Source organism: Mycolicibacter senuensis, assembly GCF_002101885.1.
GTDB lineage: Bacteria > Actinomycetota > Actinomycetes > Mycobacteriales > Mycobacteriaceae > Mycobacterium > Mycobacterium senuense.
The window spans coordinates 486,163-511,119 of the sequence record NZ_LQPS01000043.1; the positions used below are offsets into that span (position 1 = coordinate 486,163).

Sequence of the window (24,957 nt, forward strand, 5' to 3'; positions counted from 1 at the left end):
ACCCCCGATTGCTCACACAGCCTAAGGGTCCGACCGCGGTACCGACTCGGAGTCGTCCGACACAATGGCAGACTGTTGTCATCACCGCGGCCCGTCACACGTGAACCGGCGCGCAAGACCAATACCCCAACTCGAAAGATCGGTTGTCGTCATGAATAGCATGGTTGCCTTCCTGCCGCTGCTCATCGTCATGGGCGCGTTTATGTTCTTCGCCTCGCGGCGGCAGAAGCGCGCGATGCAGGCCACCATCGACCTGCACGAGTCATTGCGGGTCGGAGACCGGGTCCACACCACCTCCGGGCTGGCGGCCACGATTACCGGTATCACCGATGACGACGTCGATCTGGAGATCGCGCCCGGTGTGGTGACCACCTGGATGAAGCTGGCGATCCGCGACAAGATCGAGCCGGAGGACTTCGCCGCCGAAGCGGCGGTCGAACAGGCCACCGAAGACGCCTGACGGCGATCGCAGGCGCGGCGGAGCCGGGCGCAGCGGGTCGCCGCCGTCGCGGCAGCGGCCGACGCGCCCAACGCCCGCCCAACGAGCGAGCCCGACAGCCGGGCACGTACCCTTTTGCGGGTGCAGTCGAACTGACCGTCGGCAATGGACCGAGCGCGGACCAGCCCCGACGATCGCGAGTGCGCATCGTGCAATGAGCGAAGGAGACTGAAGCAACGTGGCATCGCCTTCGGCGCCGGTGCGCCCTGCCCGCAGTCTGGCGGTGTTCCTGGCAATGCTCATCGGTGTCTACCTGCTGGTATTCCTGACCGGAGACAAGCTGGCCGAGCCGAAACTCGGCATTGACCTGCAGGGCGGCACCCGCGTGACGCTCACCGCCCGCACCCCGGATGGCTCGGCCCCGACCCGTGACGCGCTCAACCAGGCGCAGCAGATCATCAGCGCGCGGGTGAACGGTCTGGGCGTGTCCGGTTCCGAGGTCATCATCGACGGCAGCAACCTGGTCATCACCGTGCCCGGCAGCGACGGCAATGAAGCGCGCACCCTCGGGCAGACGGCCCGGCTCTACATCAGACCGGTGATCAGCGGGGTGTCGGTGGAGGAAGCCAAACAGGCCGGCGGCGGTCAGATGCCAGGACTTCCCGGCGGACCCCGGCAGCCCGGTTTGCCGCCGGGACTCCCCGGTGTCCCGGGCGGGGTCCCCGGTGTTCCGGGCGGAGTGCCCGGTGTGCCGGGCGGACTGCCCGGTCTCCCGGGCGGCAGCCCCGGCCTGCCCGGGATGCCGGCCACCGGTGGCCAGCTCCCCTCGGGCGGGCAGGGCTTGCCGGGCGACGCCGGGGCAGGCGGCGGTGCCCTGGGCGGCAACGGCGGCTCGCTGCCGCAGCAGCCGCTGTTCCCGCCGGCTCAGCCGCGGCCCTACCCGCAGGAACCGGCTCCCACGCCGGGCACCACCTCGGAGAGCCCTGAACCGGAGAACGCCACCGAGACCACCACGCCGGGCGCCTCCGAGACCCCGGAGCCCACCGAACCGGGCACACCGGCCGAGCCGCCGATCCCGGGCGCCCAACTGCCGGGCCTGCCCGGTCTGCCCGGCATGCCGGGTATCCCGGGCCAGCCCGGCCAGGCCGGCCAGCCTCAGGGCCTGGCGGCCCGCATCGCCGCCGAGAAGCGGTTGCGGCAGAGCGACAACAAGGTGGTCCAGGCGCTGGCTCTGCAGATCCAGGCCAGCCGGTGCGACAAGGAAGACATCCTGGCCGGCAATGACGACCCGGATCTGCCGCTGGTGACCTGCTCACAGGACCATCAGACGGCATACCTGCTAGCGCCGTCGATCATCAGCGGCGACCAGATCGCCGACGCCAGCTCGGGCATGGACCAGCGCAGCGGCTCCAACATCGTGCAGGTGCAGTTCAAGAGCGGCGCAGCCGACGTCTGGGCCGACTACACCGCGGCCCACATCGGCACCCAGACCGCGTTCACCTTGGACTCGCAGGTGGTCAGCGCGCCGCAGATCCAAGAGGCGATTCCCGGCGGCCGAACCCAGATCACCGGCGGCTCACCGGGATTCACCCAGGACGAGGCGCGCCAGTTGGCCAACGTGCTGAAGTACGGGTCATTGCCGCTGTCGTTCGAGTCCTCCGAAGCCGAAACCGTCTCGGCCACACTGGGAATGACGTCGCTGCGGGCCGGCCTGATCGCCGGCGCGATCGGCCTGCTGCTGGTGCTGGTGTATTCACTGCTCTATTACCGGGTGCTCGGGGTGCTCACCGCGCTGTCGCTGGTGGTCGCCGGCGCCATGGTCTACGCGATCCTGGTGCTGTTGGGCAGATACATCAACTACACGCTCGACCTGGCCGGTATCGCGGGTCTGATCATCGGTATCGGCACCACCGCCGACTCGTTCGTGGTGTTCTTCGAACGCATCAAGGACGAGATCCGGGAAGGCCGATCCTTCCGCTCCGCGGTGCCGCGCGGATGGACCCGGGCCCGCAAGACGATCGTGTCCGGTAACGCGGTGACCTTCCTGGCCGCGGCGGTGCTGTACTTCCTGGCGGTCGGCCAGGTGAAGGGCTTCGCGTTCACGCTGGGGCTGACCACCATCCTCGACCTGGTGGTGGTGTTCCTGGTGACCTGGCCGCTGGTCTATCTGGCGTCCAAGTCGCCGACGCTGGCCAAACCGAGCTACAACGGTCTCGGCGCGGTGCAGCAGGTCGCACGTGAGCGGCGGGCGGTGGCGAGATCGGGTGGCAAGCCGGCAGCCAAAACGGGCGCGCGGGTGACCGCCCAGTCGACGGGACAGGGATAGCCAGATGGCCAAACCGAGCACCAGCAGCGGCGCGAAGCGCGCGACGAAGTCCGCGAAGAAGAACGAGTCAGGCGCGGTCGAACTCACCGAGACCGGCACCGCCGTGGAAGAGACGGCGCGCAAGACCACCGGCGCGCCGCGGCCGCCGCAACACGGCTTCCTGTCGCGGCTCTACACCGGCACCGGCGCGTTCGAGGTCATCGGTAAGCGGCGGATGTGGTACGCGATCAGCGGTGCGATGGTCGCGATCGCCATCTTGAGCATCCTGATCCGTGGCTTCACCTTCGGCATCGACTTCGCCGGCGGCACCAAGGTGTCGTTCCCCCGCGGCGACACCTCGATCACCCAGGTCGAGCAGGTGTTCCGCGACACCGTCGGCAGCAGTCCCGAATCGGTGGTCGTGGTCGGCAACGGCAGCTCGGCGACCGTGCAGATCCGCGCCGAGACGCTGACCATCGAGGAGACCGACAAGCTGCGCGACGCACTGTTTGACGCGTTCCAGCCCGTCGGCCCCGACGGGCAACCGAGCAAACTGGCGATCAGCGACTCGGCGGTGTCGGAGACCTGGGGCGGACAGATCACCCAGAAGGCCGTGATCGCGCTGGTGGTGTTCCTGCTGCTGGCGTCGCTCTACATCACCGTTCGCTACGAGTGGTTCATGACGCTGGCGGCGATGATCTCGATGGTGTTCGACATCGTCGTCACCGCCGGGGTGTATTCGCTGGTCGGGTTCGAGGTCACCCCAGCCACCGTGATCGGCCTGCTGACCATCCTCGGGTTCTCCATCTATGACACCGTCATCGTGTTCGACAAGGTCGAGGAGAACACCCACGGCTTCGAACACAAAACCCGGCGCACCTTCGCCGAAGAGGCCAACCTGGCGGTCAACCAGACCTTCATGCGGTCGATCAACACCAGCCTGATCTCTGCGCTGCCGATCATCTCGCTGATGGTGGTCGCGGTGTGGTTGCTGGGGGTCGGAACGCTCCAGGACCTGGCGCTGGTGCAGCTGGTCGGCGTCATCGTCGGCACCTATTCGTCGATCTACCTGGCCACGCCGCTACTGGTCACGCTGCGAGAACGCACCGAACTGGTGCAGAACCACAACCGCCGGGTGATGCGGCGGCGCAAGGCCACATCGGGTTCGAAAGCCGCGCCGGCCGACGACGCGGCCGACGACGCCGCCGATCTCGATGAGGGGGAGACGGCCGAGAACGCGGACGTCGGCACCGCGGCGACGCCGGCGGCCCCGGCGCCGGGCGCCAAGCCGGTCCGTCCCACCAGCCGGCGCACCCAGCGTCCGACCGGCAAGCCCGGCACCGGACGGTAGCGCCGATGGCGGCCCGCTGGCGGCACGCGGCGGCGTGGGTGGTGGCGGCCGCCACCGCGCTGGGCGTCTGGTCGGTGTCGGCCTGCACCAGCGCCACCGTCGATCAGATCGACTACGCCGTCGACGGCGGGCTGATCACCTACAACACCACCTCGGTGGCCGGCGCCGCCTCGGCGGGGCCGCAGGCGTTCTCCCGGACCCTGACCGGCTTCGGCTACCACGGCCCGGACGGGCAGATCGTCGCCGACCACGACTTCGGCAGCATCTCGGTGGTGGGCCGCGCCCCGCTGGTGCTGGATTACCAGATCGCCGAGGCGGCGGTCTACTCCGACGGCAAGCCGATCACCTGCGATGACCTGGTCCTCGCCTGGGCAGCGCAATCCGGGCGGTTCCCGGGCTTCGACGCCGCCAGCCGCGCCGGCTACCTCGATATCGAGCACATCGAATGCCAGCCCGGGGCCAAGAAGGCCCGGGTGTCGTTCTTCGGCGACCGCAACATCGTCGACTACGAGGAACTGTTCACCGCGACGTCGATGATGCCGTCGCACATCCTCAACGACCTGCTCGGCTTGAACATCACCGAGGCGTTCCTGGGTGATGAGCCGCCGGCCGAGGAGGTCGTGGCCAGGATCGCCCAGGCCTGGAACACCACCTGGCAGCTCGACGACAAGGCCGATCTGCGGCACTTCCCGTCGTCGGGGCCCTACCGGATCGACTCGGTGCTCGAGGGCGGCGCCGTCGTGCTGGTCGCCAACGACCTCTGGTGGGGTGCCACGCCGGTCACCAGACGGGTCACGGTGTGGCCGCAGGGCGCCGATATCGCCGACCGCGTCAACAAACGCGTGGTGGAGGTCGTCGACGTGGCGACCGGGTCCGCCGGGTCGGTGATCACCCCCGACGACTACCAGAGCAGCGACAGCCCGTCGGGTGGTATCGAGCAGCTGATCTTCGCTCCATCCGGCCCACTGTCGGAGATCCCGGCGCGCCGGGCGGTGGCGCTGTGCACCCCGCGGGACGTCATCGCCCGCGACGCCGGGGTGCCGATGGTCAACTCGCGGCTGAACACGGCCATGGACGACGCGTTCGACCAGGCCGAGAACGTGCCCGAGGCCCAACAGTTCGCGCAGGCCGATGCCAATGCAGCCCGGGACACCCTGGGCGGCAAACCGCTGACCGTGCGGATCGGCTACCGCGGCCCGAACACCCGACTGGCCGCGGTGGTCGGGGCCATCAGCGGCTCGTGCGCACCGGCCGGCATCACGGTCACCGAGATGGCATCCGACCGCATCGGGCCGCACTCCCTGCGGGAAGGCCAGATCGACGTGCTGCTGGCCAGCACCGGCGGGTCCACCGGTAGCGGCTCGACCGGATCGTCGGTGATGGATGCCTACGAGCTGTTCAGCGGCAACGGCAACAACCTGTCGGGCTACCACAACGACCAGATCGACGGCATCATCTCCGCGCTGGCGGTGACCGCCGATCCGGCGGACCTGGTCCGGCTGCTGGCCGAGAGCGCACCGGTGCTGTGGGCGGACATGCCGACGCTGCCGCTCTACCGGCAGCAGCGCACCCTGCTGTCATCGAAGAAGACCTATGGCGTCGCCGCCAACCCGACCCGTTGGGGTGCGGGCTGGAACATGGACCGCTGGGCGCTGCAACAGTGAACCCCGCCGAACGGCCGGCCGATGATGTCGCCGGGATCATCGCGTCGTTGACCCGCGAGGTGGGCGATTTCCCCAGTCCCGGAATCGCGTTCAAAGACCTGACCCCGGTGTTCGCCGACGCCGCTGGGCTGGCCGCGGTCACCGAGGCGCTGGCGCGAACCGCAGCCGGGGCAGAGTTGGTCGCCGGCATCGACGCCCGGGGGTTTCTGCTGGCCGGGGCCATCGCCGACCGACTCGAGGTGGGTGCGCTGGCGGTGCGCAAGGGCGGCAAGCTGCCGCCGCCGGTACTGTCGGAGGCCTATCAACTCGAGTACGGCCAGGCCGTGCTGGAGATTCCGGCCGACGGGATCGATCTGACCGGCCGCCGGGTGGTCATCGTCGACGATGTTCTCGCCACCGGCGGTACCCTGGCGGCCGCGCAGCGGTTGTTGCGCCGCGCCGGAGCCGAGGTCGTTGCGGTCGCGGTGGTGCTGGAGTTGGCCGACATGGGCGGGCGCGCCGCGGTGGCGCCGCTGCAGCTAACCAGCCTGTATCGGGTTTAGCCGATAGTCTCGTGGTCGGAGGTGAAGGGAGTGGGCTCGGAACAAGGCTCGGCAGCGGGCTTCGAAGAAGGGGCGGCCCAGGACCGGCGCGACGGCGGCGCCCGGCCGGTGGTGGTCTCGGAGGCGCCCGCCCAGGACTCGCCCACTGAACGCACCGATCTGCTCAAGGTGCCCACCAGCGCCTCCCGACGGGTCCGGGCCCGGATCGCCCGCCGGATCACCGCCCAGCGCGGCGCGCTCAGCCAGGTGCTGGAACCACTGGTCGCAGTGCACCGGCAGTTCTACCCGAAGGCGAACCTGGCGTTGCTGCAACGCGCCTACGAGGTCGCCGAACAACGGCACGCCACCCAGTTGCGGCACTCCGGAGACCCCTACATCACCCACCCGCTGGCCGTGGCCACCATCCTGGCGGAGCTGGGGATGGACACCACCACGCTGGTGGCCGCGCTGTTGCACGACACCGTCGAGGACACCGGCTACACGCTGACTGCGCTTGCCGGGGAGTTCGGCGACGAGGTCTCCCACCTGGTCGACGGGGTGACCAAGCTCGACAAGGTGGTGCTGGGCACCGCCGCCGAAGCCGAGACGATCCGCAAGATGATCATCGCGATGGCGCGCGACCCGCGGGTGCTGGTGATCAAGGTCGCCGATCGGCTGCACAACATGCGAACCATCCGCTTCCTGCCGCCGGAGAAGCAGGCACGCAAAGCCCGTGAAACACTGGAAGTCATTGCGCCACTGGCACACCGGCTGGGTATGGCCACGGTCAAATGGGAGCTCGAGGATCTGTCGTTTGCGATCCTGCACCCGAAGAAGTACGAGGAGATCGTCCGGCTGGTGGCCGACCGGGCGCCGTCCCGCGACACCTACCTGGCCAAGGTGCGCACCGAGATCATCAACACGCTGGCCAAGTCGAAGATCACCGCGACCGTCGAAGGCCGGCCCAAGCACTACTGGTCGATCTATCAGAAGATGATCGTGCGGGGCCGCGACTTCGACGACATCTACGACCTGGTGGGCCTGCGGATCCTGTGCGACGAGATCCGGGACTGCTACGCCGCGGTCGGAGTGGTGCACTCGCTGTGGCAGCCGATGGCCGGGCGGTTCAAGGACTACATCGCCCAGCCCCGCTACGGGGTCTACCAGTCGCTGCACACCACGGTGATCGGCCCGGAGGGCAAGCCGCTGGAGATCCAGATCCGTACCCGGGAGATGCACCGCACCGCCGAATACGGCATCGCCGCGCACTGGCGCTACAAGGAGGCCAAGGGCCGCAACGTTGTTCCGCATCCGAACGCCGCCGCCGAGATCGACGACATGGCTTGGATGCGCCAGCTGCTGGACTGGCAGCGGGAAGCCGCCGACCCCGGCGAATTCCTCGAGTCGTTGCGCTACGACCTGGCCGTCAAGGAGATCTTCGTCTTCACGCCCAAGGGCGACGTGATCACGCTGCCCAACGGCTCCACCCCGGTGGACTTCGCCTACGCCGTGCACACCGAGGTGGGCCACCGTTGCATCGGCGCCCGGGTCAACGGCCGGCTGGTGGCGCTGGAGCGCAAGCTGGAGAACGGCGAAGTGGTCGAGGTTTTCACCTCCAAGGCCCAGAACGCCGGCCCGTCGCGGGACTGGCAGCAGTTCGTGGTGTCGCCGCGGGCCAAGGCCAAGATCCGGCAATGGTTCGCCAAGGAGCGCCGCGAGGAGGCGCTGGAATCGGGCAAGGACGCGATCGCCCGCGAGGTGCGCCGGATGGGGCTGCCGCTGCAGCGGCTGATCAGCGGTGAGTCGATGGTCGCGGTGGCCCGCGAACTGCACTACAGCGACGTGTCCGCGCTGTACACCGCGGTCGGGGAGAACCACATCTCGGCGCACCACGTGGTGCAGCGGCTGGTGGCCCAACTCGGTGGGGTGGACCAAGCGGAGGAGGACTTGGCCGAGCGCTCCACTCCGCTCACGATCCCGCGCCGCGAGCGGCACACCGACGACGTCGGTGTGGCGGTTCCCGGCGCCACCGGGGTGCTGACCAAGCTGGCCAAGTGCTGCACCCCGGTGCCCGGCGACGAGATCATGGGCTTCGTGACCCGCGGCGGCGGGGTGTCGGTGCATCGCACCGACTGCACCAACGCCGACGCGCTGCGCCAGCAGGCCGAGCGGATCATCGAGGTCAAGTGGGCGCCGTCGCCGTCGTCGGTGTTCCTGGTGGCCATCCAGGTCGAGGCGCTCGACCGGCACCGGTTGTTGTCGGATGTGACCAAGGTGCTCGCTGATGAGAAGGTCAACATCTTGTCGGCCTCGGTCACCACGTCGCGGGATCGGGTGGCGATCAGCCGGTTCACCTTCGAGATGGGCGACCCGAAGCATCTCGGGTACCTGCTCAACGTGGTGCGCAACGTCGAGGGCGTCTACGACGTCTACCGGGTGACCTCGGCGGCCTAGTCGGCGCGCACGGACTTGATGGTCACCTTCGTGGCCGGCGGGCCGTCATCGGTGCTGCGGCCGCCCGGCGCGACACCGGCCTCGGCGATCTTGTCGAGAGTGGCCAGCCCGTCGTCCTGGATCTTGCCGAACACCGTGTACTGCGGCGGCAGCATCGAATCCTGGTAGACCAGGAAGAACTGGCTGCCGTTGGTGCCGGGCCCGGCGTTGGCCATCGCCAGGGTGCCGCGCGGGTAGGTCACCGGCTGCTGGGCTGCTGGGTCGTTCGGCGCGTACTGGTCGGTGGGGTATTCGTTGGCGAACTCATAGCCGGGCCCTCCGGTGCCGTCGCCGGCCGGGTCGCCGCACTGCAGCACACTGAGCATCGGAGAGGTGGTCAACCGGTGGCACTGGGTGCCGGCGAAGAAGTCCTTGGCGCCCAGGCTGATGAAGCTGTTGACCGTGCAGGGGGATTGGGCGTTGTCGAGCATCAACCCGATGGGGCCCTGGTCGGTCATCATCGACACGCTGACCTCGGCCGGCTCGGTCGGGACCTTGCCGGAGCGCGGCGGCTCGACCGGCTTGCTGGCCGGGCGCGCCTTGGGGTACTGGCAGTCGGCGCCCAGGGTGGGTGATGCGGTGAACTTCGGCAGCTGACCGGGCTCGCCGGGCGAGGGCGCCGGAGCGTCCGAGACCTCCGACGTCGGGGCGGCGTTAACGTTGCCGCTGTCGCCGTCGTCGCGCAGCACCACGAACACCACGCCGGCCAGCAGCGCCACGGCAACCACGCCGCCGGCGATCATCAGTATCCGGCGCTGCTTGGTTGCCGCCTCGGCGCGCTGCTGCACCTGTTCGTCCAGCTTGCGCTTGGCTTGAGCGCGTCGTTCTTCGTTCGTGGACACCGCCGGAATACCTCCTGGCTCGCTGGTGAGTCGGCTCTACAGTCTGCCAAAGTCTGCCAGCACCGCCCACGTCCGCGCCGCAACGGCACGCAATGGGAAACTGGTCCACGTGTTGGTCACCGGATTCCCCGCCGGGATGTTGGCATGCAACTGCTACGTCCTGGCGCAGCGGCAGGGCGCCGATGCGATCGTCGTCGACCCCGGTCAGCGCGCGATGGCCCGGCTGCGCCACATCCTCGACGAGAATCGGCTGACGCCGTCGGCGGTGCTGCTCACCCACGGCCACATCGACCACATCTGGTCGGCGCAGAAGGTCTCCGACACCTACGGCTGCCCGACCTACATCCACCCCGAGGACCGCTTCATGCTCACCGACCCACTGCGGTCTCTCGGCACGCTGCCGGGCCAGGCACTGTTCGGCGTCTTGAGCAAGGTGATGTTCTCCGAACCCAAACAGCTGGTCGAGCTGGATCGCGACGGGGACAAGATCGGCCTGGGCGACACCACGGTCACCGTCGATTTCACTCCCGGGCATACCCGCGGTTCGGTGGTCTTCCGGGTCGACGGTGACGCCGCCGAGGTGGTGTTCAGCGGGGACACCCTGTTCCAGAATTCGGTCGGCCGCACCGACCTGCCCGGTGGCAGCGGTCGCGACCTGATGAACTCGATCGTCGACAAACTGTTGCGCCTCGACGATTCCACCGTGGTGCTGCCCGGCCACGGACCCAAGACCACCATCGGCGCCGAACGCCGGTTCAACCCGTTCCTAGAAGGGCTGAGTGCGTGAGCACGTTGAAAGGGCTGAGTGCGTGAGCACGTTCGCCGCACCCAAAGGGGTGCCCGACTATGTTCCCGGTGTACCGCCGACTTCGGCCTCCTTCGTCGCGGTGCGCGACGGACTGTTGGCGGCGGCCCGCCGTGCCGGCTACGGCGACATCGAGTTGCCGATCTTCGAGGACACCGCGCTGTTCGCCCGTGGGGTGGGGGAGTCCACCGATGTGGTCTCCAAGGAGATGTACACCTTCGCCGATCGCGGCGACCGTTCGGTGACGCTGCGGCCCGAGGGCACCGCCGGGGTGGTGCGCGCGGTGATCGAGCACGGCCTGGACCGCGGTCAACTGCCGGTCAAGCTGTGCTACTCGGGGCCCTTCTTCCGCTACGAGCGTCCACAGGCCGGCCGGTACCGGCAGCTACAGCAGGTCGGGGTGGAAGCCATCGGGGTGGACGACCCCGCGCTGGACGCCGAGGTGATCGCGGTCGCCGACGCCGGTTTCCGCTCGCTGGGCTTGGACGGTTTCCGGCTCGAGATCACCTCGCTAGGCGACGACACCTGCCGGCCGGCTTACCGAGAGTTGTTGCAGCAGTTCCTGTTCGGCCTCGACTTGGATGAAGAGACCCGCCGGCGCGCCGAGATCAACCCGCTGCGGGTGCTCGACGACAAGCGCCCGGAGGTCAAAGAGATGACCGCGGACGCCCCGCTGATGCTCGACCACCTCTCCGCCGGGGCCAGAGCGCATTTCGACACCGTGCTGGCGCACCTGAACGCCCTCGGCGTCGCCTACGAGATCAACCCACGCATGGTGCGCGGGTTGGACTATTACACCAAGACCACCTTCGAGTTCGTGCACGGCGGGCTCGGCGCGCAATCGGGGATCGGCGGCGGCGGCCGCTACGACGGACTGATGCGCCAACTCGGCGGGCAGGATCTGTCCGGGATCGGTTTCGGGCTCGGGGTGGACCGCACCCTGCTGGCGCTGGCCGCCGAAGGCAAGGCGGTGGGCGCGACCAGCCGATGCGATGTGTTCGGGGTGGGACTGTCCGAGGCGGCCAAACTTCGGCTGGCGGTACTGGCCGGCCGGCTGCGCGCCGCCGGGGTGCGGGCGGATCTGGCCTACGGCAACCGCGGGCTCAAGGGCGCGATGCGCGCCGCGGATCGTTCCGGTGCCGTCGTGGCGCTGGTGGCCGGCGACCGCGACCTGGAAGCCGGCACGGTCGGCGTCAAGAATCTGGCCACCGGGGAGCAGCTCGAGGTGGCGTTCGACGACGTGGTCGCCGAGGTGCTGGGTCGGCTGTCGCGAGATCGCAGCAACGCCGGAGAATCCGGCGAAACGCCTGCGTGAGGGCGAACTGGCGGGTCTCGCGCGATCCGCGACCGACGGGCCGGCGGTGACTCTCCGGTACCGTGGCGCGGTATGACGACCATGCGGAATGTGACAGCCGTGCTCGGTGCGACGCTGCTCGCGGCGTCGGCCGGAGTGCTGGCCGGCCCGGCGACGTCACTGGCGGAGCCGGCGCCCTCGACGGATTCTTCGGCGGAATCGCCGGCCCCGACGCAGAATGCGGCCGAACCGTCGGAGGAGAGCCCGAAGCCGGCGGACGACACCCCGAAGCCGGCGGGCGAGACCCCGAAGAAGAGCACCACGGGGGGTCACGAGGTCACCTACACCATCACCGCCACCAGCGACCTGACCGGCAACATCTCCTACATCAAGACCGACCCGCCGAGCATGGCGGCCTACAACGCCAACTCATCGGAGTACCTGGAGACCGTCCGGGTGCCGATCGGCGGAGGTCAACCGCTGGTCTACACCGCCACGCTGGCCGACCCGGGCCAGTGGGCGCTGGTCACCGCCAGCGGGGGATTGCGGATCAACCCCGAGTTCCGCTGCGAGATCGCCGTCGACGGCGACGTGGTCGTCTCCCAGCAGGGCGGCAGCGGCGTGACCTGCTCGACTCGCCCCTGGTGAGGCCTGGTCGTTAGATCCCGCCGGCTCAGCCGGCGAACACATAGACCCAGGCCTGCGCGCCGGAGCGCAGCGGCATCGAGATCCGTCGGTACGCGTCGACTTCGTAGTCGTCGGCGGCGGCCAGTTCGTCGGTGCTGATGGCGAATACTGTGCCGCTGACAGCTGCCGCCGGCGCCGTCGACGGGCGCAGGATCGGGTGGCGGTCGCTGCCGCTGAGCGCCACCACCTCGGGGTCGGTGATCGTCACGTAGTCCAGGTCGTAGCCGACGATGGCGTCGGGCCGGCCGTCGAGTTCGCGCCCGAAAGTGCTGCGCTGCACCTCGGGTAGCCGCAGTGTGCCGTAGGAGAACAGCAGTTCGGTGCTCACCGGGCGCCGGCCCCGTCGGTGGCCACGACGATGACCTCGGCGGGCTCGGCGCCCACCGCGCGGATGCGGTGACTGACCGAGGCGTCGAAGTAGGCGCTGTCGCCTGCCGCCAGGGTCCAGCTCTCATCGCCGTACACCAGTTCGACGGTCCCGGCGTGGACGAACACGAACTCCTGGCCGCCATGGTGCGAGTGCAGCGGGTGGGCGGGCCGGGCACTGCGTCCAGCGGGCCGTAACACGAACGGAGACATCGTTTTTCCCAGCATGTGTGAGGCCATCGCCCGATAGCGTTGCCGATCGGTGCTGCGCTCGGCTGCGCGGTCGACGGCGATCCGGTCCTCGTCGCCGCGTTCGGCGAACAGTTGCGCCACATCGACATCCAGCGCCCGGGCCACCTTGATGGCGGTCGCGATCGACGGCGTACTGCGGCTGCGTTCGATCTTGGACAGGTAGCTCTTGGTGAGCCCGGTCCGTTCGGCGAGCGCCTCGAGGGTGAGCCCTTGCTGCCTGCGGACATTGCGCACCAGTGCGGTCATGCGGACATGATGGCACAACGTATGACACTAGGTGTCCTATCGACTACAGTCGTGTCATCTGTTGTCTACCGGGGAGCGGTCATGGCCAGCACGTTCGACGACTCCAAGTCCGACCTGATTCAGCAGGCAGAACGGCGCTTCGCGGAGAATTTCGAGCAGGACAGCTGGTCGCTCCGCCAGAAGCTGGCGCTGACCTGCCGGGCGCTGTCCGACCGCGGCCACGACTCGGGGCTGGCCGGGCAGATCACCGCCCGTGCGGAGGCGTCCGGCACCTACTACACCCAGCGGCTCGGCCTGGGCTTCGACGAGATCACGCAAGACAACCTGCTGCTCGTCGACGAAGATCTCAACGTCATCGAGGGCGAGGGAATGGCGAACCCCGCCAACCGATTCCACAGCTGGATCTACCGGGCGCGCCCCGATGTGCAGTGCATCGTGCACACTCACCCGTTCCATGTGGCCGCCCTGTCAATGCTGGAGACCCCGCTGGTCGTCTCACACATGGACACCACCCCGCTCTACGACGACTGCGCATTCCTGCCGAGCTGGCCCGGGGTTCCGGTCGGCAACGAGGAGGGGGAGATCATCTCGCAAGCCCTGGGCGACAAGAAGGCGATCCTGCTGGCGCACCACGGTCAGATCGTGGCCGGCGCCAGCGTCGAGGAAGCGTGCTCGTTGGCGGTGCTGATCGAACGCGCCGCCGCACTGCAGCTGGCCGCCATGGCCGCCGGCACCATCAAAGAACTGCCGGAGGAACTGGCCCGCGAAGCCCACGACTGGACCCTGCTGCCCAACCGCAGCGCCGCCAACTTCGCCTACTACGCCCGACGGGCGCTGGCCGCCCACCCTGACGCGATCACCCGATAACCAAAGGAGCACTTCGTGGCGCCACCGTTGCACGGCATCATCGGCTATCCGATCACCCCCTTTACCGACGGCGGTATCGACACCGCGGTGTTGACTGCCGTCATCGAACGCCTCGTCGACGCCGGTGTGCATGCCATCGCTCCATTGGGCAGCACCGGTGAACTCGCCTACCTCACCGAAGGTGAGTTCGACGCATGCGTCGACGCCTCCGTCGCGGCGGTGGCCGGGCGGTTGCCGGTGCTGGTCGGGGTCTCGGACCTGACGACCGCGACGACGGTGCGCCGCGCCCGCTACGCCGCGCAGGCCGGTGCCGACGCGGTGATGGTCGCGCCGGTGTCCTACTGGAAGCTCTCCGAGCGGGAGATCACCACGCACTACGCGGCGGTGTCCGACGCGGTCGACGTCGACATCGTCGCCTACAACAACCCGGCCACCTCGGGAGTGGACATGAGCCCCGAGCTGCTGGTGCGGATGTTCGAGGACATCGAGCACGTCACCATGGTCAAGGAGTCCACCGGCGACCTGACCCGGATGCTGCGTATCGCCGAGCTCTCCGACGAGCGGCTGCCGTTCTTCAACGGCAGCAACCCGCTGGTGCTCGACGCCCTACGCGCCGGAGCGGCCGGCTGGTGCACGGCGGCTCCCAACCTGCGGGCGAAGCCGTGTCTGGACCTCTATAGCGCGGTCACCGCGGGCGACCTCGACACCGCGCAGGCGCTCTACGACGATCTGAAGCCGCTGCTGACCTTCATCGTGGCGGGGGGACTGGCGACCACGGTCAAGGCCGGGCTGGAACTGCTCGGGGTGCCCGCCGGTGCGCCGCGGCGCCCGCTGTTGCCCCTCGATGAGGCGGGCCGCGCCGAGTTGCGCAGCCTGCTCGGTTGACCCGGGGCGGCTTACCGCTACCCCAGGTCGGCTGCGGCGAAGGTGTCGCACTGGTTGGGGTCGCCGGTCTGGTAACCGACGGTGAACCAGTGCTGTCGCTGCGCCGAGGCGCCGTGCGTCCAGGACTCCGGGTTGACGCGGCCGGTGGCGGCCTCCTGGATGCGGTCGTCACCGACCGACGACGCCGCGGACAGCGCGTCGCGGATGTCGTCGTCGGTCAGCGGCTTGAGGAACGGAACCCCGGTGCTCTTCTGTTTGGTCACCGCCGCGTAGTGCGCCCACACCCCGGCGTAGCAGTCGGCCTGCAGCTCGGTGCGCACCCCGGCGCCGGTTGCGCCCTGCGCACCATGCTGGGCCCGGCCGAGCACTCCGCGCAGGTTCTGCACGTGGTGGCCGAACTCGTGGGCCACCACGTACTCCTGCGCCAGCGGCCCGCTGCTGGAGCCGAACTGGTCGACGAGCACCTGGAAGAAGTCGGTGTCGAAGTAGGCGGTCTGGTCGCCCGGGCAATAGAACGGCCCGACGGCGCTGGTGGCCGATCCGCAGGCGGTGGTGGTCTGGCCGCTGAACAACTGCACCTGCGGACGGCTGTAACCGGGTAGCAGCTCCGACCACACCGCGTCGACCGAGTTGGCGGTCGCCACCACCCGGCACTGCACGTATCTGTTGGCGTCCTCACCGGTGCGGCACTTGCTGAGGTCGAACCCCGGCGCGGTGTACTGCCCGCGATCCACCGGCTGCTGGCTGAGCACGTCGCCGGGATCCGCCCCGAGCAGCAGCGCCACCACCATGATCACCAGCCCGGCGACACCACCGCCGATGGCGATCCCACGGCCGCCGCCGCCAGATGAGGTGGTGCTGGTATCTATCTGCATACCTTCGTTGAAGGTCATCGCACGCTCCGTGGAATTTCCGTAGGTTTCCTGGTCACCGGCCGGCCGCCTTGTGAGCTTCCTTAGCTTTGCATACCCGCACAGGCGGGCGGTCGGCTTGAGCCCGGTTACCGTGGCGAATCCAGGTGGTTCGTTAACCAAAGCCGATCTTGTCTGACCAGTTCCCAAACCTTTACTGAATGTTTGTCGCGGTGCTGTACGGGGTGGTGGTGCCGGTGTTACGTTCTGCTTCCGGCTGCGGTGGGAACCACACCCGCAACGGCTGCCACATGCTTTATGCCGTCAGATCTATGGAGAGGTCGTCTGCCCGGTGAACGCTTCAGCTGGTGTTGTTACCCCCTGGTATGGCACATGGCCGGGGCTCTCGCTGGCATCGGCAGCCACAGCTTTATCAGATCGTTATTAGACGACGTCGGCTAGAGTGACGTGCGTCAACTACTGACCCAGACTTCGATCGCGTAACACCACATCGCTTCAGGTTCCAGGAGGAAAGATGTCATTCGTAACCGCTCAGCCGGAGGTTCTGACGGCGGCTGCGGGCAGCCTGTCGGGAATCGGTGACTCTATGACCGCGGGCATGGCCGCCGCGGCCGCTCCCACCACCGGTGTGGTGCCGCCTGCCGCCGACATGGTCTCGGCGATGACTGCTGCCCAATTCGCCACGCACGCCCAGCTGTTCCAGCAGGTCAGCGCCCAGGCTGCCGCTGTTCACCAGCAGATCGTGGCCACCCTCAGCGGGAACTCCAACGCCTACGCCCTCACCGAGGCCGCCAACGCCACGTCGGCCGGCTGAGTCGAGGCGCGTCAATGAGCTTCAGCGTGTTCCCGCCGGAGATCAACTCCGGCTTGATATATACCGGGCCGGGTTCGGCGCCTCTGCTGGAGGCGTCGACGGCTTGGGCCAATCTGGCCGCCGAGCTGGCGACGTCTGCGACGGCGACGAATTCGGTGGTCGCCAACCTGACCTCGACCTGGACGGGCATGGGGTCGGCCGCGGCGTCGTCGTCGGTTGCGCCGTATGTGGCCTGGCTGCAGCAGGCGTCGGCCAACGCCACCCAGAACGCGGCCTTGGCCAGTCAGGCCGCCGCACTGTTCGAAGCGGCCAGGTCCGCCTCGGTGCCACCGCCGGTGATCGCGGCGAACCGGGCCATGCTGATGGCGTTGATCTCGACCAACTTCTTCGGGCAGAACACCCCGGCGATCGCGGCGACCGAAGCCCAGTACGAAGCGATGTGGGCGCAGGACGGCGTCGCGATGGACACCTACAACATGTCGGCTCAGGCCAACAACAACATGATGCAGGTTCAGTCGGCCCCGCCGAACTCGGCCCAGGCCACGCAGCCGGGTTCGGCTGCGGACACCTCCACCGGAGCGCCCATTCCCGGTGACGGCGGGACCCCGCCCGTCAACCCGGGGTACAACCTGTCGACGATCGGCGGGATCATGGACTCGATGGGCATCCCGACCACGGGCCTCGACGAGACGCTGATGGCCACCCAGATCAGCTCGATCATGTCGCCCATCAACACGATGAGCATGCCCGCCATGATGGCGGCGAGGATCCTGCCCATGCTGCTGATGCAGATGGCCCGGATGGGCGCGATGGGCGGCACGGGCGCACTGGCCGGACAGACCGCCGGCGCGGCCGGCACCGGCACCCTGATGACCCAGATCGGCGACTTCGTCAACGACAAGCTGCAGGGCGCGGTCGGCGTGCTGGCCGGCCACTTCAGCACGGCGACCAACGCCATCTCCGCCAAGCTCGGCCAGGCCGCCTCGATGGGCGCGCTGAAGGTGCCGCAAGCCTGGTCGATGGCCGCAGACGGCATGGTTCGTGCCGCACCGGTGCTGCCGTCCACCACGGTCAGCGCTCCCATTCAGACCATGGCGGGATCGTCCGGCCTGCCCGGCGGGCCGCTCGGCCACGCGATGATGGGCGCGATGGCCGGGCGCGGACTCGGCGCAGTCGCCGCCAAGGCCCCCAAAGTTATGCCCCGTTCGCCGGCCGGCGGGTAACGGAAGGGGCCTCGAACACCACGTGTCCGCCGGGCCGGCCGCCCGGCACCACAACGAATTCCGAGCAAGAAGGAGAAGATTTTCATGGCAACACGTTTTATGACCGACCCGGATGCGATGCGGGCGATGGCGGGGCGTTTCGACGTCCACGCGCAGACCGTTGAGGACGAGGCCCGCCGGATGTGGGCGTCGTCGCAGAACATCGCCGGTGCGGGCTGGAGTGGGGCGGCGTCGATGCGCTCCCTGGACACCATGGGTCAGATGCAGACGGCGTTTCGCAACATCGTGAACATGCTGCACGGGGTGCGCGACGGGTTGATCCGCGACGCCAACCACTACGAGCAGCAAGAAGCTGCTTCCCAGCAGATCCTGTCGAGCTAGAAGGACCGAGGAGAGCAACTATGTCGATCAATTACCAGTTCGGCGATGTGAACGCCCACGGCGCGTTGATCCGTGCCCAGGCCGCCTCGTTGGAGGCCGAGCACCAGGCGATCGTGCACGACGTGATGGCCGCCGGGGACTTCTGGGGTGGCTCGGGTTCGGTGGCCTGCCAGGAGTTCGTGGCGCAGTTGGGCCGCAACTTCGCGGTGATCTACGAGCAGGCCAACAGCCACGGTCAGAAGGTGCAGACCGCCGGCAACAACATGGCCAACACCGACGCCTCGGTGGGCTCCAGCTGGGCCTGACCCAAGCCAGCACACAACCGAGAACCGGTGCAGCCTGCAGGCTGCACCGGTTCTTGGCGTTTGAGGGCCGTCAGTGAGGTCGGTTCAGCGGCCGGGACGGGTTACCGCCCGGCCACCGATATCGATGCGCAGCCGCCCAGCACGGTGGTGGAGATGAACGTCGCCGCGTTGGCCAGGTAGTTGTCCGACGGGTCGTAAGTCGGCAGCGCCAGCACGAACGCCCGACGGTACTGCGCGGACAGCTCCGCGAAATCCTGCAGGGTGGGGTTGTTGCTGCGGCGCCCCAGCTGCTGCATCTTGTTGGCCAGGCTGATCATCACCGGGCCGACCGCCAGGTTGATCGCCTTCTGCTGGGGATTCCAGTAGGTCCCCGGGACGCTCGGGTCGATCTCCGTCCATTCGGCGGTGTCGGCGCCGAACTTGTCCAGTGCGGCTTTCCAATCGGCGCATACCGGGTTGGGTCCGGTCAGGTAGCGCTGCGGGTTGGTGGGGTTCCCCGGCGGGGCGGTCTTGGTGGGCGCGGACTGCGCTTCGACGAGCGGCGCGCGGGTCGCAGCCGATCCGTTGTTGGCGGCCGCGCAGATCGCCGCCAGTGCCGAGGCCGCGCTGTGCGCGGTACCGGCCAGCGCAGCGTCGCGTTGGGTGTAGGTGGGAATGTGCTCGACGAACGCGCGGGCATAGGCGATGAACTGCTCGTAGAGCTCGCGCATCACCCGGTGCGGGGTGAGCTTCACCAGCCCGACGGTCTGCGCGGCGGCGTTGCGCACCACCTGCCCGGCGGCCAGATACTCCTTCTTCTGTTCGTCGTTCCACGCCGTGGCCGGAATCGACTGATCGCGCTCATTCCATTTGCCGTGTCCCAGCAGCGACAGCGTGTTGGACAGGTTGCTGCTGATCGACCCCCACGCGGTGCAGCTGGGGTCGCTCATGATGATCGCCACCGGCCCGGTATCGTCCGCGCTGGCGATGCCCGAGGCGGCCGCGTTGCGGCTGGAGCTCCCGCCGTCAGCCATCGAGCCCTTGCCCGGGTCCCCGCCCAACAGCACCACCGCGACCAACACCAGGGCGACCACGGCCAGCACCACCACGGCGGCCAACCCCCATTTGAGGCTGTTGGACTGCTTGGGGGTGGCGACTTCCTCGTCGTCCTCGTAGTCGTAGTCGAAGTCGACGTCATCGGTCCCGTTGGTCACAGTGAGCCAGCTTAAAGCACCGGGCGGCGCGGGGCAGGACACCGCGATGCCTCTAGACTTGGCCACCGTCGAACCGTTACCTGACCGTCCTCGATCCAGGGGGTATTTAGTGCTGCGCAGCCACGACGCCGGCTCTTTGCGGGCCACCGACGCCGGGCGCAGTGTCACCCTTGCCGGCTGGGTGGCACGCCGACGCGACCACGGCGGCGTCATCTTCATCGACCTGCGTGACGCCTCCGGGGTGGCGCAGGTGGTGTTCCGTGACCCCCGTGATCCTGAGACGCTGGAGCAGGCGCATCGCCTGCGCGCCGAGTTCTGTGTCGCGGTCACCGGGATCGTCGAGGTCCGCCCCGAGGGCAACGAGAACCCGGATCTGCCCACCGGGGCCATCGAGGTCAATGCGACGGCGCTGACCGTGCTCAACGAGGCCGCGCCGCTGCCGTTCCAGCTCGACGAGTCGGCCGGCGAAGAGGCACGCCTGCGGCACCGCTACCTGGATCTGCGCCGTGAGAACGGTCCCGGGGCGGCGCTGCGGCTGCGTTCGGCGGTCAACGCTGCGGCTCGAACGGTGTTGGCCGACCACGGCTTCGTCGAGATCGAGACTCCCACGCTGACCCGTTCCACCCCGGAGGGCGCGCGTGACTTCCTGGTGCCGGCGCGGCTGCAGCCCGGCTCGTTCTATGCGCTGCCGCAGAGCCCGCAGTTGTTCAAGCAGCTGTTGATGGTCGCCGGGATGGAGCGTTACTACCAGATCGCCCGCTGCTACCGCGACGAGGACTTCCGCGCCGACCGGCAGCCGGAGTTCACCCAGCTGGACCTGGAGATGAGCTTCGTCGACGCCGAGGACGTGATCGGCATCGCCGAACAGGTGCTCAAGGCGCTGTGGGCGTTGATCGGCTATGACCTGCCGATCCCGCTGCCGCGGATGACCTACGCCGACGCGATGTGCCGGTTCGGCTCCGACAAGCCCGACCTGCGGTTCGGTCTGGAGTTGGTGGAGTGCGGCGAGTTCTTCAAAGACACCACCTTCCGGGTGTTCCAGGCACCGTATGTGGGTGCGGTGGTGATGCCGGGCGGGGCGTCGCAGCCACGGCGCACGCTGGACGGCTGGCAGGAGTGGGCCAAGCAGCGCGGGGCCAAGGGGCTGGCCTATGTGTTGGTCGGCGAGGACGGCGAACTGTCCGGGCCGGTGGCCAAGAATCTCACCGACACCGAACGCGCCGGACTGGCCGGCCACGTCGGCGCCGCGCCGGGCGATTGCATCTTCTTCGCGGCAGGGCTTGCCAAACCGTCCCGCGCGCTGCTGGGAGCGGCCCGCGGCGAGATCGCGCGCCGGCTCGAGCTGATCGACCCGGATGCCTGGGCGTTCACCTGGGTGGTGGACCCGCCGCTGTTCGAGCCCGCCGACGACGCCACCGCGGCCGGCGACGTCGCGGTGGGCTCGGGGGCCTGGACCGCGGTGCACCATGCGTTCACCTCGCCCAAGCCCGAACACGCCGACAGCGTGGAATCCGATCCCGGGGCGGTGCTGGCCGACGCCTACGACGTGGTGTGCAACGGCAACGAGATCGGTGGCGGCTCGATCCGTATCCACCGCCGCGACGTTCAGCAGCAGGTATTCAAGGTGATGGGGCTGGGCGAAGCCGAGGTCACCGAGAAGTTCGGATTTCTGTTGGACGCCTTCAGTTTCGGTGCGCCGCCGCACGGCGGGCTGGCGTTCGGCTGGGACCGGGTGGTGGCGTTGCTGGCCGGAGTCGACTCGATTCGTGAGGTGATCGCGTTCCCGAAGTCCGGTGGCGGCATCGACCCGCTGACCGACGCCCCGGCGCCGATCACCGCGGCGCAGCGCAAGGAATCCGGGATGGACGCGGCGCCCCAGCCGCGCTGAGGCAGGTCGACATCGGTAACGGTGTCGGCAAGGCTGTCGGGTATGGATTCGGTTGAGTTCGCCCGGCTGGTGGTCTCCAGCATGCCGTTCGCGTCGGCCCTCCACATCGACATCACCGATCTGACACCGCAACGGGTGACCGCCACCATGGCGTGGGCCGAGGAACGCTGCACCACCGCGGGCATCCTGCACGGGGGAGCGCTGATGGCGTTCGCCGACACCGCCGGCGCGGTGTGCGCGGTCGCCAACCTGCCTCAGGGCGCCAGCACGTCGACCATCGAATCGAAAACCAATTTCTTTCGCGCGGTTCGCGAGGGCATCGTCACCGCGACCAGCCTTCCGCTGCACGTCGGACGGACCACGATCGTGGTGCAGACCGACCTGACCGACGACAACGGGAAGCCGGTCGCCCGGGTCACTCAGACCCAGGCGGTGTTGGCGCCGAGGTAGCCGGGCTCACCAGAACGGCTTGAGCAACTGGCGCACCGCCGGCGGCACCCAGCCCTGCACCGACGACGGGAACACCTTGCCGGGGCCGCATTTGGGCCAGGCGTAGGGGCCCTGTTCGTTGAGGACCCGGTTGGCGACGGCGATCTGTTCTTCCCGCGACGCCTTCGACGGCAGCCCGACACCACCGAATGCGCGCCACGTCGACGGTTTGAACTGCAGCCCGCCGTAGAAACCGTTGCCGGTGTCGGCGGCCCAGTTGCCGCCCGATTCGCATTGGGCGACGGCGTCCCATCCCATCAGCATGTTGCTGTCGGCGCGGGCGACCCCGGCCGACGCCATCAGTCCGCCCATGATCCCCCCGGTGATCAGCCCGGACGCGGCCCACGCGAGGCGCCGCCCGCCGAACTGCACGACACGCCGTGCCGTGTTCCGGTGCATATCACAACCTCCGTGATAGGTGTCTATCAGTGAGGTTTACGAGCATAACGCGACAAATGATGAAATTGCACATTTTGGACAGCTAAAGATGTAAATGGGATTGCTGTTATTGGTCGATGCAGTAGTCAATTAAAGTGTCCAGAGTTAACGGTGTTGTTATTGATACGTATGTTGCGAGAGATCTCTTAGAAATTAAGAATAGTTTGAGCGGCTAATGTTGTTTCTGAGGCTATTGGTGTCAGAGTGACAGAAGTGATTACCGGCGCCGTGCGGCGCCGGGTGCGAACCCCTGCCGAAAAAATCGCTGGAATCGCGCCACCGGTTCACCCCCGCGGCGGCGCGGCGGCTCTAGGCTGCCTCGGGTGGCCGACCGTTATGGAAGCGACGTCCTCGCCGACAACCCGCACAGCGCCCGCAGGATCCGTTCCAGCGAGGTGCCGGTGCAACGCGGCATGGTGGTCGAAGACGCCCAGACCGGTTACGTCGGCGCCGTGGTCCGCATCGAATACGGGCGCATCGAGCTCGAGGACCGGCACGGCCGCACCCGCGGGTTCCCGCTCGGCCCGGGCTATCTGATCGACGGCAAGCCGGTCATCCTGACCGAGCCGCGACCGGTCGCGGCCCAAAGGCCCGCCCCCCGCACCGCATCGGGCTCGGTGCCGGTACCCGGAGCCCGCGCCAAGGTGGCACTGGCCAGCCGGATCTACGTCGAGGGCCGCCACGACGCCGAACTCGTCGAACAGGTCTGGGGCGACGATCTGCGCATCGAGGGTGTCGTCGTCGAATACCTCGGCGGCATCGACGACCTGGCCGGCATCGTGGCCGAGTTCCAGCCCGGCCCGGGTCGCCGGCTCGGGGTGCTCGTCGACCACCTGGTGACCGGCTCGAAGGAGACCCGCATCGCTGAGGCGGTACGCCGCGGGCCGGCCGGTGCGCACACCCTGATCGTCGGGCACCCCTACGTCGACATCTGGCAGGCGGTGAAACCCGGACGGCTCGGCTTGTCGGCGTGGCCGACGATCCCGCGCAACATCGAGTGGAAACGCGGCATCTGCGCCGCGTTGGGCTGGCCGCACGCCGGGCAGGCCGACATCGCCGCGGCCTGGCAACGGATCCGCGGCCGGGTTCGGGACTGGACCGACCTGGAGCCGGAGCTGATCGGCCGCGTCGAAGAGCTGATCGACTTCGTGACGCAATCCCCCTGAATCGGACCAACGCGGCCGACTGAGCCGGTTGGATGGCGTCATGAAGACGATTGCCGCCGTCGCACATGCACCGCATCAGCCGTTCGAGATCATGGAACTCGATCTCGACGGGCCGGGGCCCGGCGAGGTGCTGATCAAGTTCACCGCCGCCGGGCTGTGCCATTCGGATCTGCACCTGGCCGACGGCGACTGGCCGGCCAGATTCCCGATCGTCGGCGGGCACGAGGGCTCCGGGATCATCGAGGACGTCGGGCCCGGGGTCACCAAGGTCGCGCCCGGCGATCACGTGGTCTGCTGCTTCATCCCCAGTTGCGGCACCTGCCGGTACTGCTCGACCGGCCGGCAGAACCTGTGCGACATGGGGGCGACCATCCTGGAGGGCTGCATGCCCGACGGCAGCTTCCGGTTCCATTCGGGCGGAACGGATTACGGGGGCTTCTGCATGCTGGGAACCTTCGCCGAGCGGGCGACGGTCTCGCAGCACTCGGTGGTCAAGGTCGACGACTGGCTGCCGCTTCAGACCGCGGTGCTGGTCGGCTGCGGGGTGCCCACCGGCTGGGCGAGCGCCAATTACGACGGCGGGGTGCGCGCCGGAGACACCGTGGTGGTCTACGGCGTCGGCGGGGTCGGTATCAACGCGGTGCAGGGCGCCGCGCACGCCGGCGCCAAATACGTCGTCGCGGTCGACCCGGTGGAGTTCAAGCGTGAGACCGCGCTCAAGCTGGGGGCCACCCACGCCTTCGCCACCGCCGAGGAGGCGATGGTCACGGTCGCCGAGCTGACCTGGGGGCAGATGGCCGACCAGGCACTGATCACCGTCGGCGACCTGGACGAAGCCGTCACGACCGCGGCGTTCAACACCATCGGCAAAGGCGGCACCGTGGTGATCGCCGCGCTGGCCAAGCTGGAGGACCTCGACGTGCACGTCTCGGGCTCGCAGCTGGCGCTGTTCGGCAAGACCATCAAGGGCACCCTGTTCGGCGGGGCCAACCCGCAGTACGACATCGTGCGGCTGCTGCGGCTCTACGACGCCGGCAAGCTCAAGCTCGACGAGCTGGTCACCCGCCGCTACACCCTGGAGCAGGTCAACCAGGGCTATCAGGATCTGCGCGACGGCAAGAACATCCGCGGGGTGATCGTGCACCGCTGACCCGACGGCGGTCGGCCGGAA

Annotated in this window: 25 protein-coding genes; 19 read left to right on the forward strand and 6 right to left on the reverse strand. The window is 68.4% G+C overall.

Annotated elements, in window-relative coordinates; genetic code table 11:
- The first annotated feature begins 151 nt into the window (after window positions 1–151).
- From yajC to AWC24_RS16785, 6 genes are all read left to right on the forward strand, one after another.
- Window positions 152–460 carry a preprotein translocase subunit YajC gene (yajC, locus tag AWC24_RS16760; RefSeq protein ID WP_085086788.1) on the forward strand — a complete coding sequence of 103 codons (309 nt, stop codon included), beginning with the start codon at window positions 152–154 and terminating at the stop codon, window positions 458–460.
- A gap of 217 nt (window positions 461–677) precedes the next feature.
- Complete coding sequence (secD, locus tag AWC24_RS16765) at window positions 678–2,765, forward strand: protein translocase subunit SecD (protein ID WP_085086789.1); 2,088 nt, start codon at window positions 678–680, stop codon at window positions 2,763–2,765.
- 4 nt (window positions 2,766–2,769) lie between these two features.
- On the forward strand, window positions 2,770–4,095 hold the full coding sequence (gene secF, locus AWC24_RS16770) for a protein translocase subunit SecF (protein ID WP_085086790.1): 1,326 nt from the start codon (window positions 2,770–2,772) through the stop codon (window positions 4,093–4,095).
- A 5-nt stretch (window positions 4,096–4,100) separates the two neighbouring features.
- Complete coding sequence (locus AWC24_RS16775) at window positions 4,101–5,759, forward strand: ABC transporter substrate-binding protein (RefSeq protein WP_085086792.1); 1,659 nt, start codon at window positions 4,101–4,103, stop codon at window positions 5,757–5,759.
- Window positions 5,756–6,301: an adenine phosphoribosyltransferase gene (locus tag AWC24_RS16780; protein ID WP_085086794.1), complete on the forward strand. Its 546-nt coding sequence runs from the start codon at window positions 5,756–5,758 to the stop codon at window positions 6,299–6,301. Before AWC24_RS16775 ends, AWC24_RS16780 begins: the two co-directional genes overlap by 4 nt.
- A 108-nt stretch (window positions 6,302–6,409) precedes the next feature.
- The gene (locus tag AWC24_RS16785; RefSeq protein ID WP_085087167.1) at window positions 6,410–8,734 is read left to right on the forward strand and encodes a RelA/SpoT family protein; all 2,325 of its coding nucleotides are present in this window, start codon (window positions 6,410–6,412) and stop codon (window positions 8,732–8,734) included.
- Here the strand turns inward: AWC24_RS16785 and AWC24_RS16790 are convergent.
- The gene (locus AWC24_RS16790; protein ID WP_085086796.1) at window positions 8,731–9,615 is read right to left on the reverse strand and encodes a peptidylprolyl isomerase; all 885 of its coding nucleotides are present in this window, start codon (window positions 9,613–9,615) and stop codon (window positions 8,731–8,733) included. The genes AWC24_RS16785 and AWC24_RS16790 overlap by 4 nt on opposite strands.
- 109 nt (window positions 9,616–9,724) lie before the next feature.
- On the opposite strand from AWC24_RS16790, the gene AWC24_RS16795 reads away from it, so the two are divergent.
- From AWC24_RS16795 to AWC24_RS16805, 3 genes are all read left to right on the forward strand, one after another.
- On the forward strand, window positions 9,725–10,402 hold the full coding sequence (locus AWC24_RS16795) for an MBL fold metallo-hydrolase (RefSeq protein ID WP_085086798.1): 678 nt from the start codon (window positions 9,725–9,727) through the stop codon (window positions 10,400–10,402).
- 22 nt (window positions 10,403–10,424) lie between these two features.
- The gene (gene hisS / locus AWC24_RS16800) at window positions 10,425–11,735 is read left to right on the forward strand and encodes a histidine--tRNA ligase (RefSeq protein WP_085086800.1); all 1,311 of its coding nucleotides are present in this window, start codon (window positions 10,425–10,427) and stop codon (window positions 11,733–11,735) included.
- Between the two features lie 72 nt (window positions 11,736–11,807).
- Window positions 11,808–12,362: an Rv2576c family protein gene (locus tag AWC24_RS16805; protein WP_234807397.1), complete on the forward strand. Its 555-nt coding sequence runs from the start codon at window positions 11,808–11,810 to the stop codon at window positions 12,360–12,362.
- Between the two features lie 25 nt (window positions 12,363–12,387).
- Here AWC24_RS16805 and AWC24_RS16810 read toward each other — a convergent pair whose 3' ends face one another.
- Window positions 12,388–12,729, reverse strand: a complete 342-nt coding sequence (locus AWC24_RS16810) for a gamma-glutamylcyclotransferase family protein (RefSeq protein WP_085086802.1) — start codon at window positions 12,727–12,729, stop codon at window positions 12,388–12,390.
- Window positions 12,726–13,265, reverse strand: a complete 540-nt coding sequence (locus AWC24_RS16815) for a helix-turn-helix domain-containing protein (protein ID WP_085086804.1) — start codon at window positions 13,263–13,265, stop codon at window positions 12,726–12,728. The genes AWC24_RS16810 and AWC24_RS16815 overlap by 4 nt, the downstream gene beginning before the upstream one ends.
- Window positions 13,266–13,346: 81 nt before the next feature.
- Here AWC24_RS16815 and AWC24_RS16820 point away from each other — a divergent pair, with 81 nt between their 5' ends.
- The gene (locus AWC24_RS16820) at window positions 13,347–14,132 is read left to right on the forward strand and encodes an aldolase (RefSeq protein WP_085086806.1); all 786 of its coding nucleotides are present in this window, start codon (window positions 13,347–13,349) and stop codon (window positions 14,130–14,132) included.
- Window positions 14,133–14,147: 15 nt separating this feature from the next.
- Window positions 14,148–15,017, forward strand: a complete 870-nt coding sequence (locus tag AWC24_RS16825) for a dihydrodipicolinate synthase family protein (RefSeq protein WP_085086808.1) — start codon at window positions 14,148–14,150, stop codon at window positions 15,015–15,017.
- Between the two features lie 17 nt (window positions 15,018–15,034).
- On the opposite strand, the gene ypfJ is transcribed toward AWC24_RS16825, so the two are convergent.
- On the reverse strand, window positions 15,035–15,910 hold the full coding sequence (gene ypfJ, locus AWC24_RS16830; RefSeq protein WP_085086809.1) for a KPN_02809 family neutral zinc metallopeptidase: 876 nt from the start codon (window positions 15,908–15,910) through the stop codon (window positions 15,035–15,037).
- 493 nt (window positions 15,911–16,403) lie between these two features.
- On the opposite strand from ypfJ, the gene AWC24_RS16835 reads away from it, so the two are divergent.
- The 4 genes from AWC24_RS16835 to AWC24_RS16850 all read left to right on the forward strand — a co-directional run bounded on the left by AWC24_RS16835 (window position 16,404) and on the right by AWC24_RS16850 (window position 18,612).
- Window positions 16,404–16,703, forward strand: a complete 300-nt coding sequence (locus AWC24_RS16835) for a PE family protein (RefSeq protein WP_085086811.1) — start codon at window positions 16,404–16,406, stop codon at window positions 16,701–16,703.
- A gap of 14 nt (window positions 16,704–16,717) precedes the next feature.
- Entirely contained in the window at window positions 16,718–17,926 is a 1,209-nt protein-coding gene (locus tag AWC24_RS16840) for a PPE family protein (RefSeq protein ID WP_085086813.1), read from the forward strand.
- 84 nt (window positions 17,927–18,010) lie between these two features.
- Entirely contained in the window at window positions 18,011–18,307 is a 297-nt protein-coding gene (locus AWC24_RS16845; RefSeq protein WP_013829288.1) for a WXG100 family type VII secretion target, read from the forward strand.
- A 20-nt stretch (window positions 18,308–18,327) separates the two neighbouring features.
- Window positions 18,328–18,612 carry a WXG100 family type VII secretion target gene (locus tag AWC24_RS16850; RefSeq protein WP_085086815.1) on the forward strand — a complete coding sequence of 95 codons (285 nt, stop codon included), beginning with the start codon at window positions 18,328–18,330 and terminating at the stop codon, window positions 18,610–18,612.
- Between the two features lie 101 nt (window positions 18,613–18,713).
- Here the strand turns inward: AWC24_RS16850 and AWC24_RS16855 are convergent, their stop codons facing one another.
- Window positions 18,714–19,805 carry an ESX-1 system-associated protein gene (locus tag AWC24_RS16855; protein WP_085086816.1) on the reverse strand — a complete coding sequence of 364 codons (1,092 nt, stop codon included), beginning with the start codon at window positions 19,803–19,805 and terminating at the stop codon, window positions 18,714–18,716.
- Window positions 19,806–19,914: 109 nt separating this feature from the next.
- Between AWC24_RS16855 and aspS the strand changes: the two genes are divergently transcribed.
- Together aspS and AWC24_RS16865 are read left to right on the forward strand one after the other, a co-directional pair.
- Window positions 19,915–21,693 (forward strand): aspartate--tRNA ligase, encoded by a 1,779-nt coding sequence (aspS, locus tag AWC24_RS16860; RefSeq protein ID WP_085086818.1) that lies wholly within the window; start codon window positions 19,915–19,917, stop codon window positions 21,691–21,693.
- A gap of 42 nt (window positions 21,694–21,735) precedes the next feature.
- Window positions 21,736–22,143, forward strand: a complete 408-nt coding sequence (locus tag AWC24_RS16865; RefSeq protein WP_085086820.1) for a PaaI family thioesterase — start codon at window positions 21,736–21,738, stop codon at window positions 22,141–22,143.
- Window positions 22,144–22,149: 6 nt separating this feature from the next.
- Here AWC24_RS16865 and AWC24_RS16870 read toward each other — a convergent pair whose 3' ends face one another.
- Entirely contained in the window at window positions 22,150–22,494 is a 345-nt protein-coding gene (locus AWC24_RS16870; RefSeq protein ID WP_085087170.1) for a transglycosylase family protein, read from the reverse strand.
- 449 nt (window positions 22,495–22,943) lie between these two features.
- Between AWC24_RS16870 and AWC24_RS16875 the strand changes: the two genes are divergently transcribed.
- The gene (locus AWC24_RS16875) at window positions 22,944–23,786 is read left to right on the forward strand and encodes a DUF3097 domain-containing protein (protein WP_085086822.1); all 843 of its coding nucleotides are present in this window, start codon (window positions 22,944–22,946) and stop codon (window positions 23,784–23,786) included.
- Between the two features lie 40 nt (window positions 23,787–23,826).
- Entirely contained in the window at window positions 23,827–24,936 is a 1,110-nt protein-coding gene (locus AWC24_RS16880; protein WP_085086824.1) for an NDMA-dependent alcohol dehydrogenase, read from the forward strand.
- Window positions 24,937–24,957 lie beyond the last annotated feature (21 nt).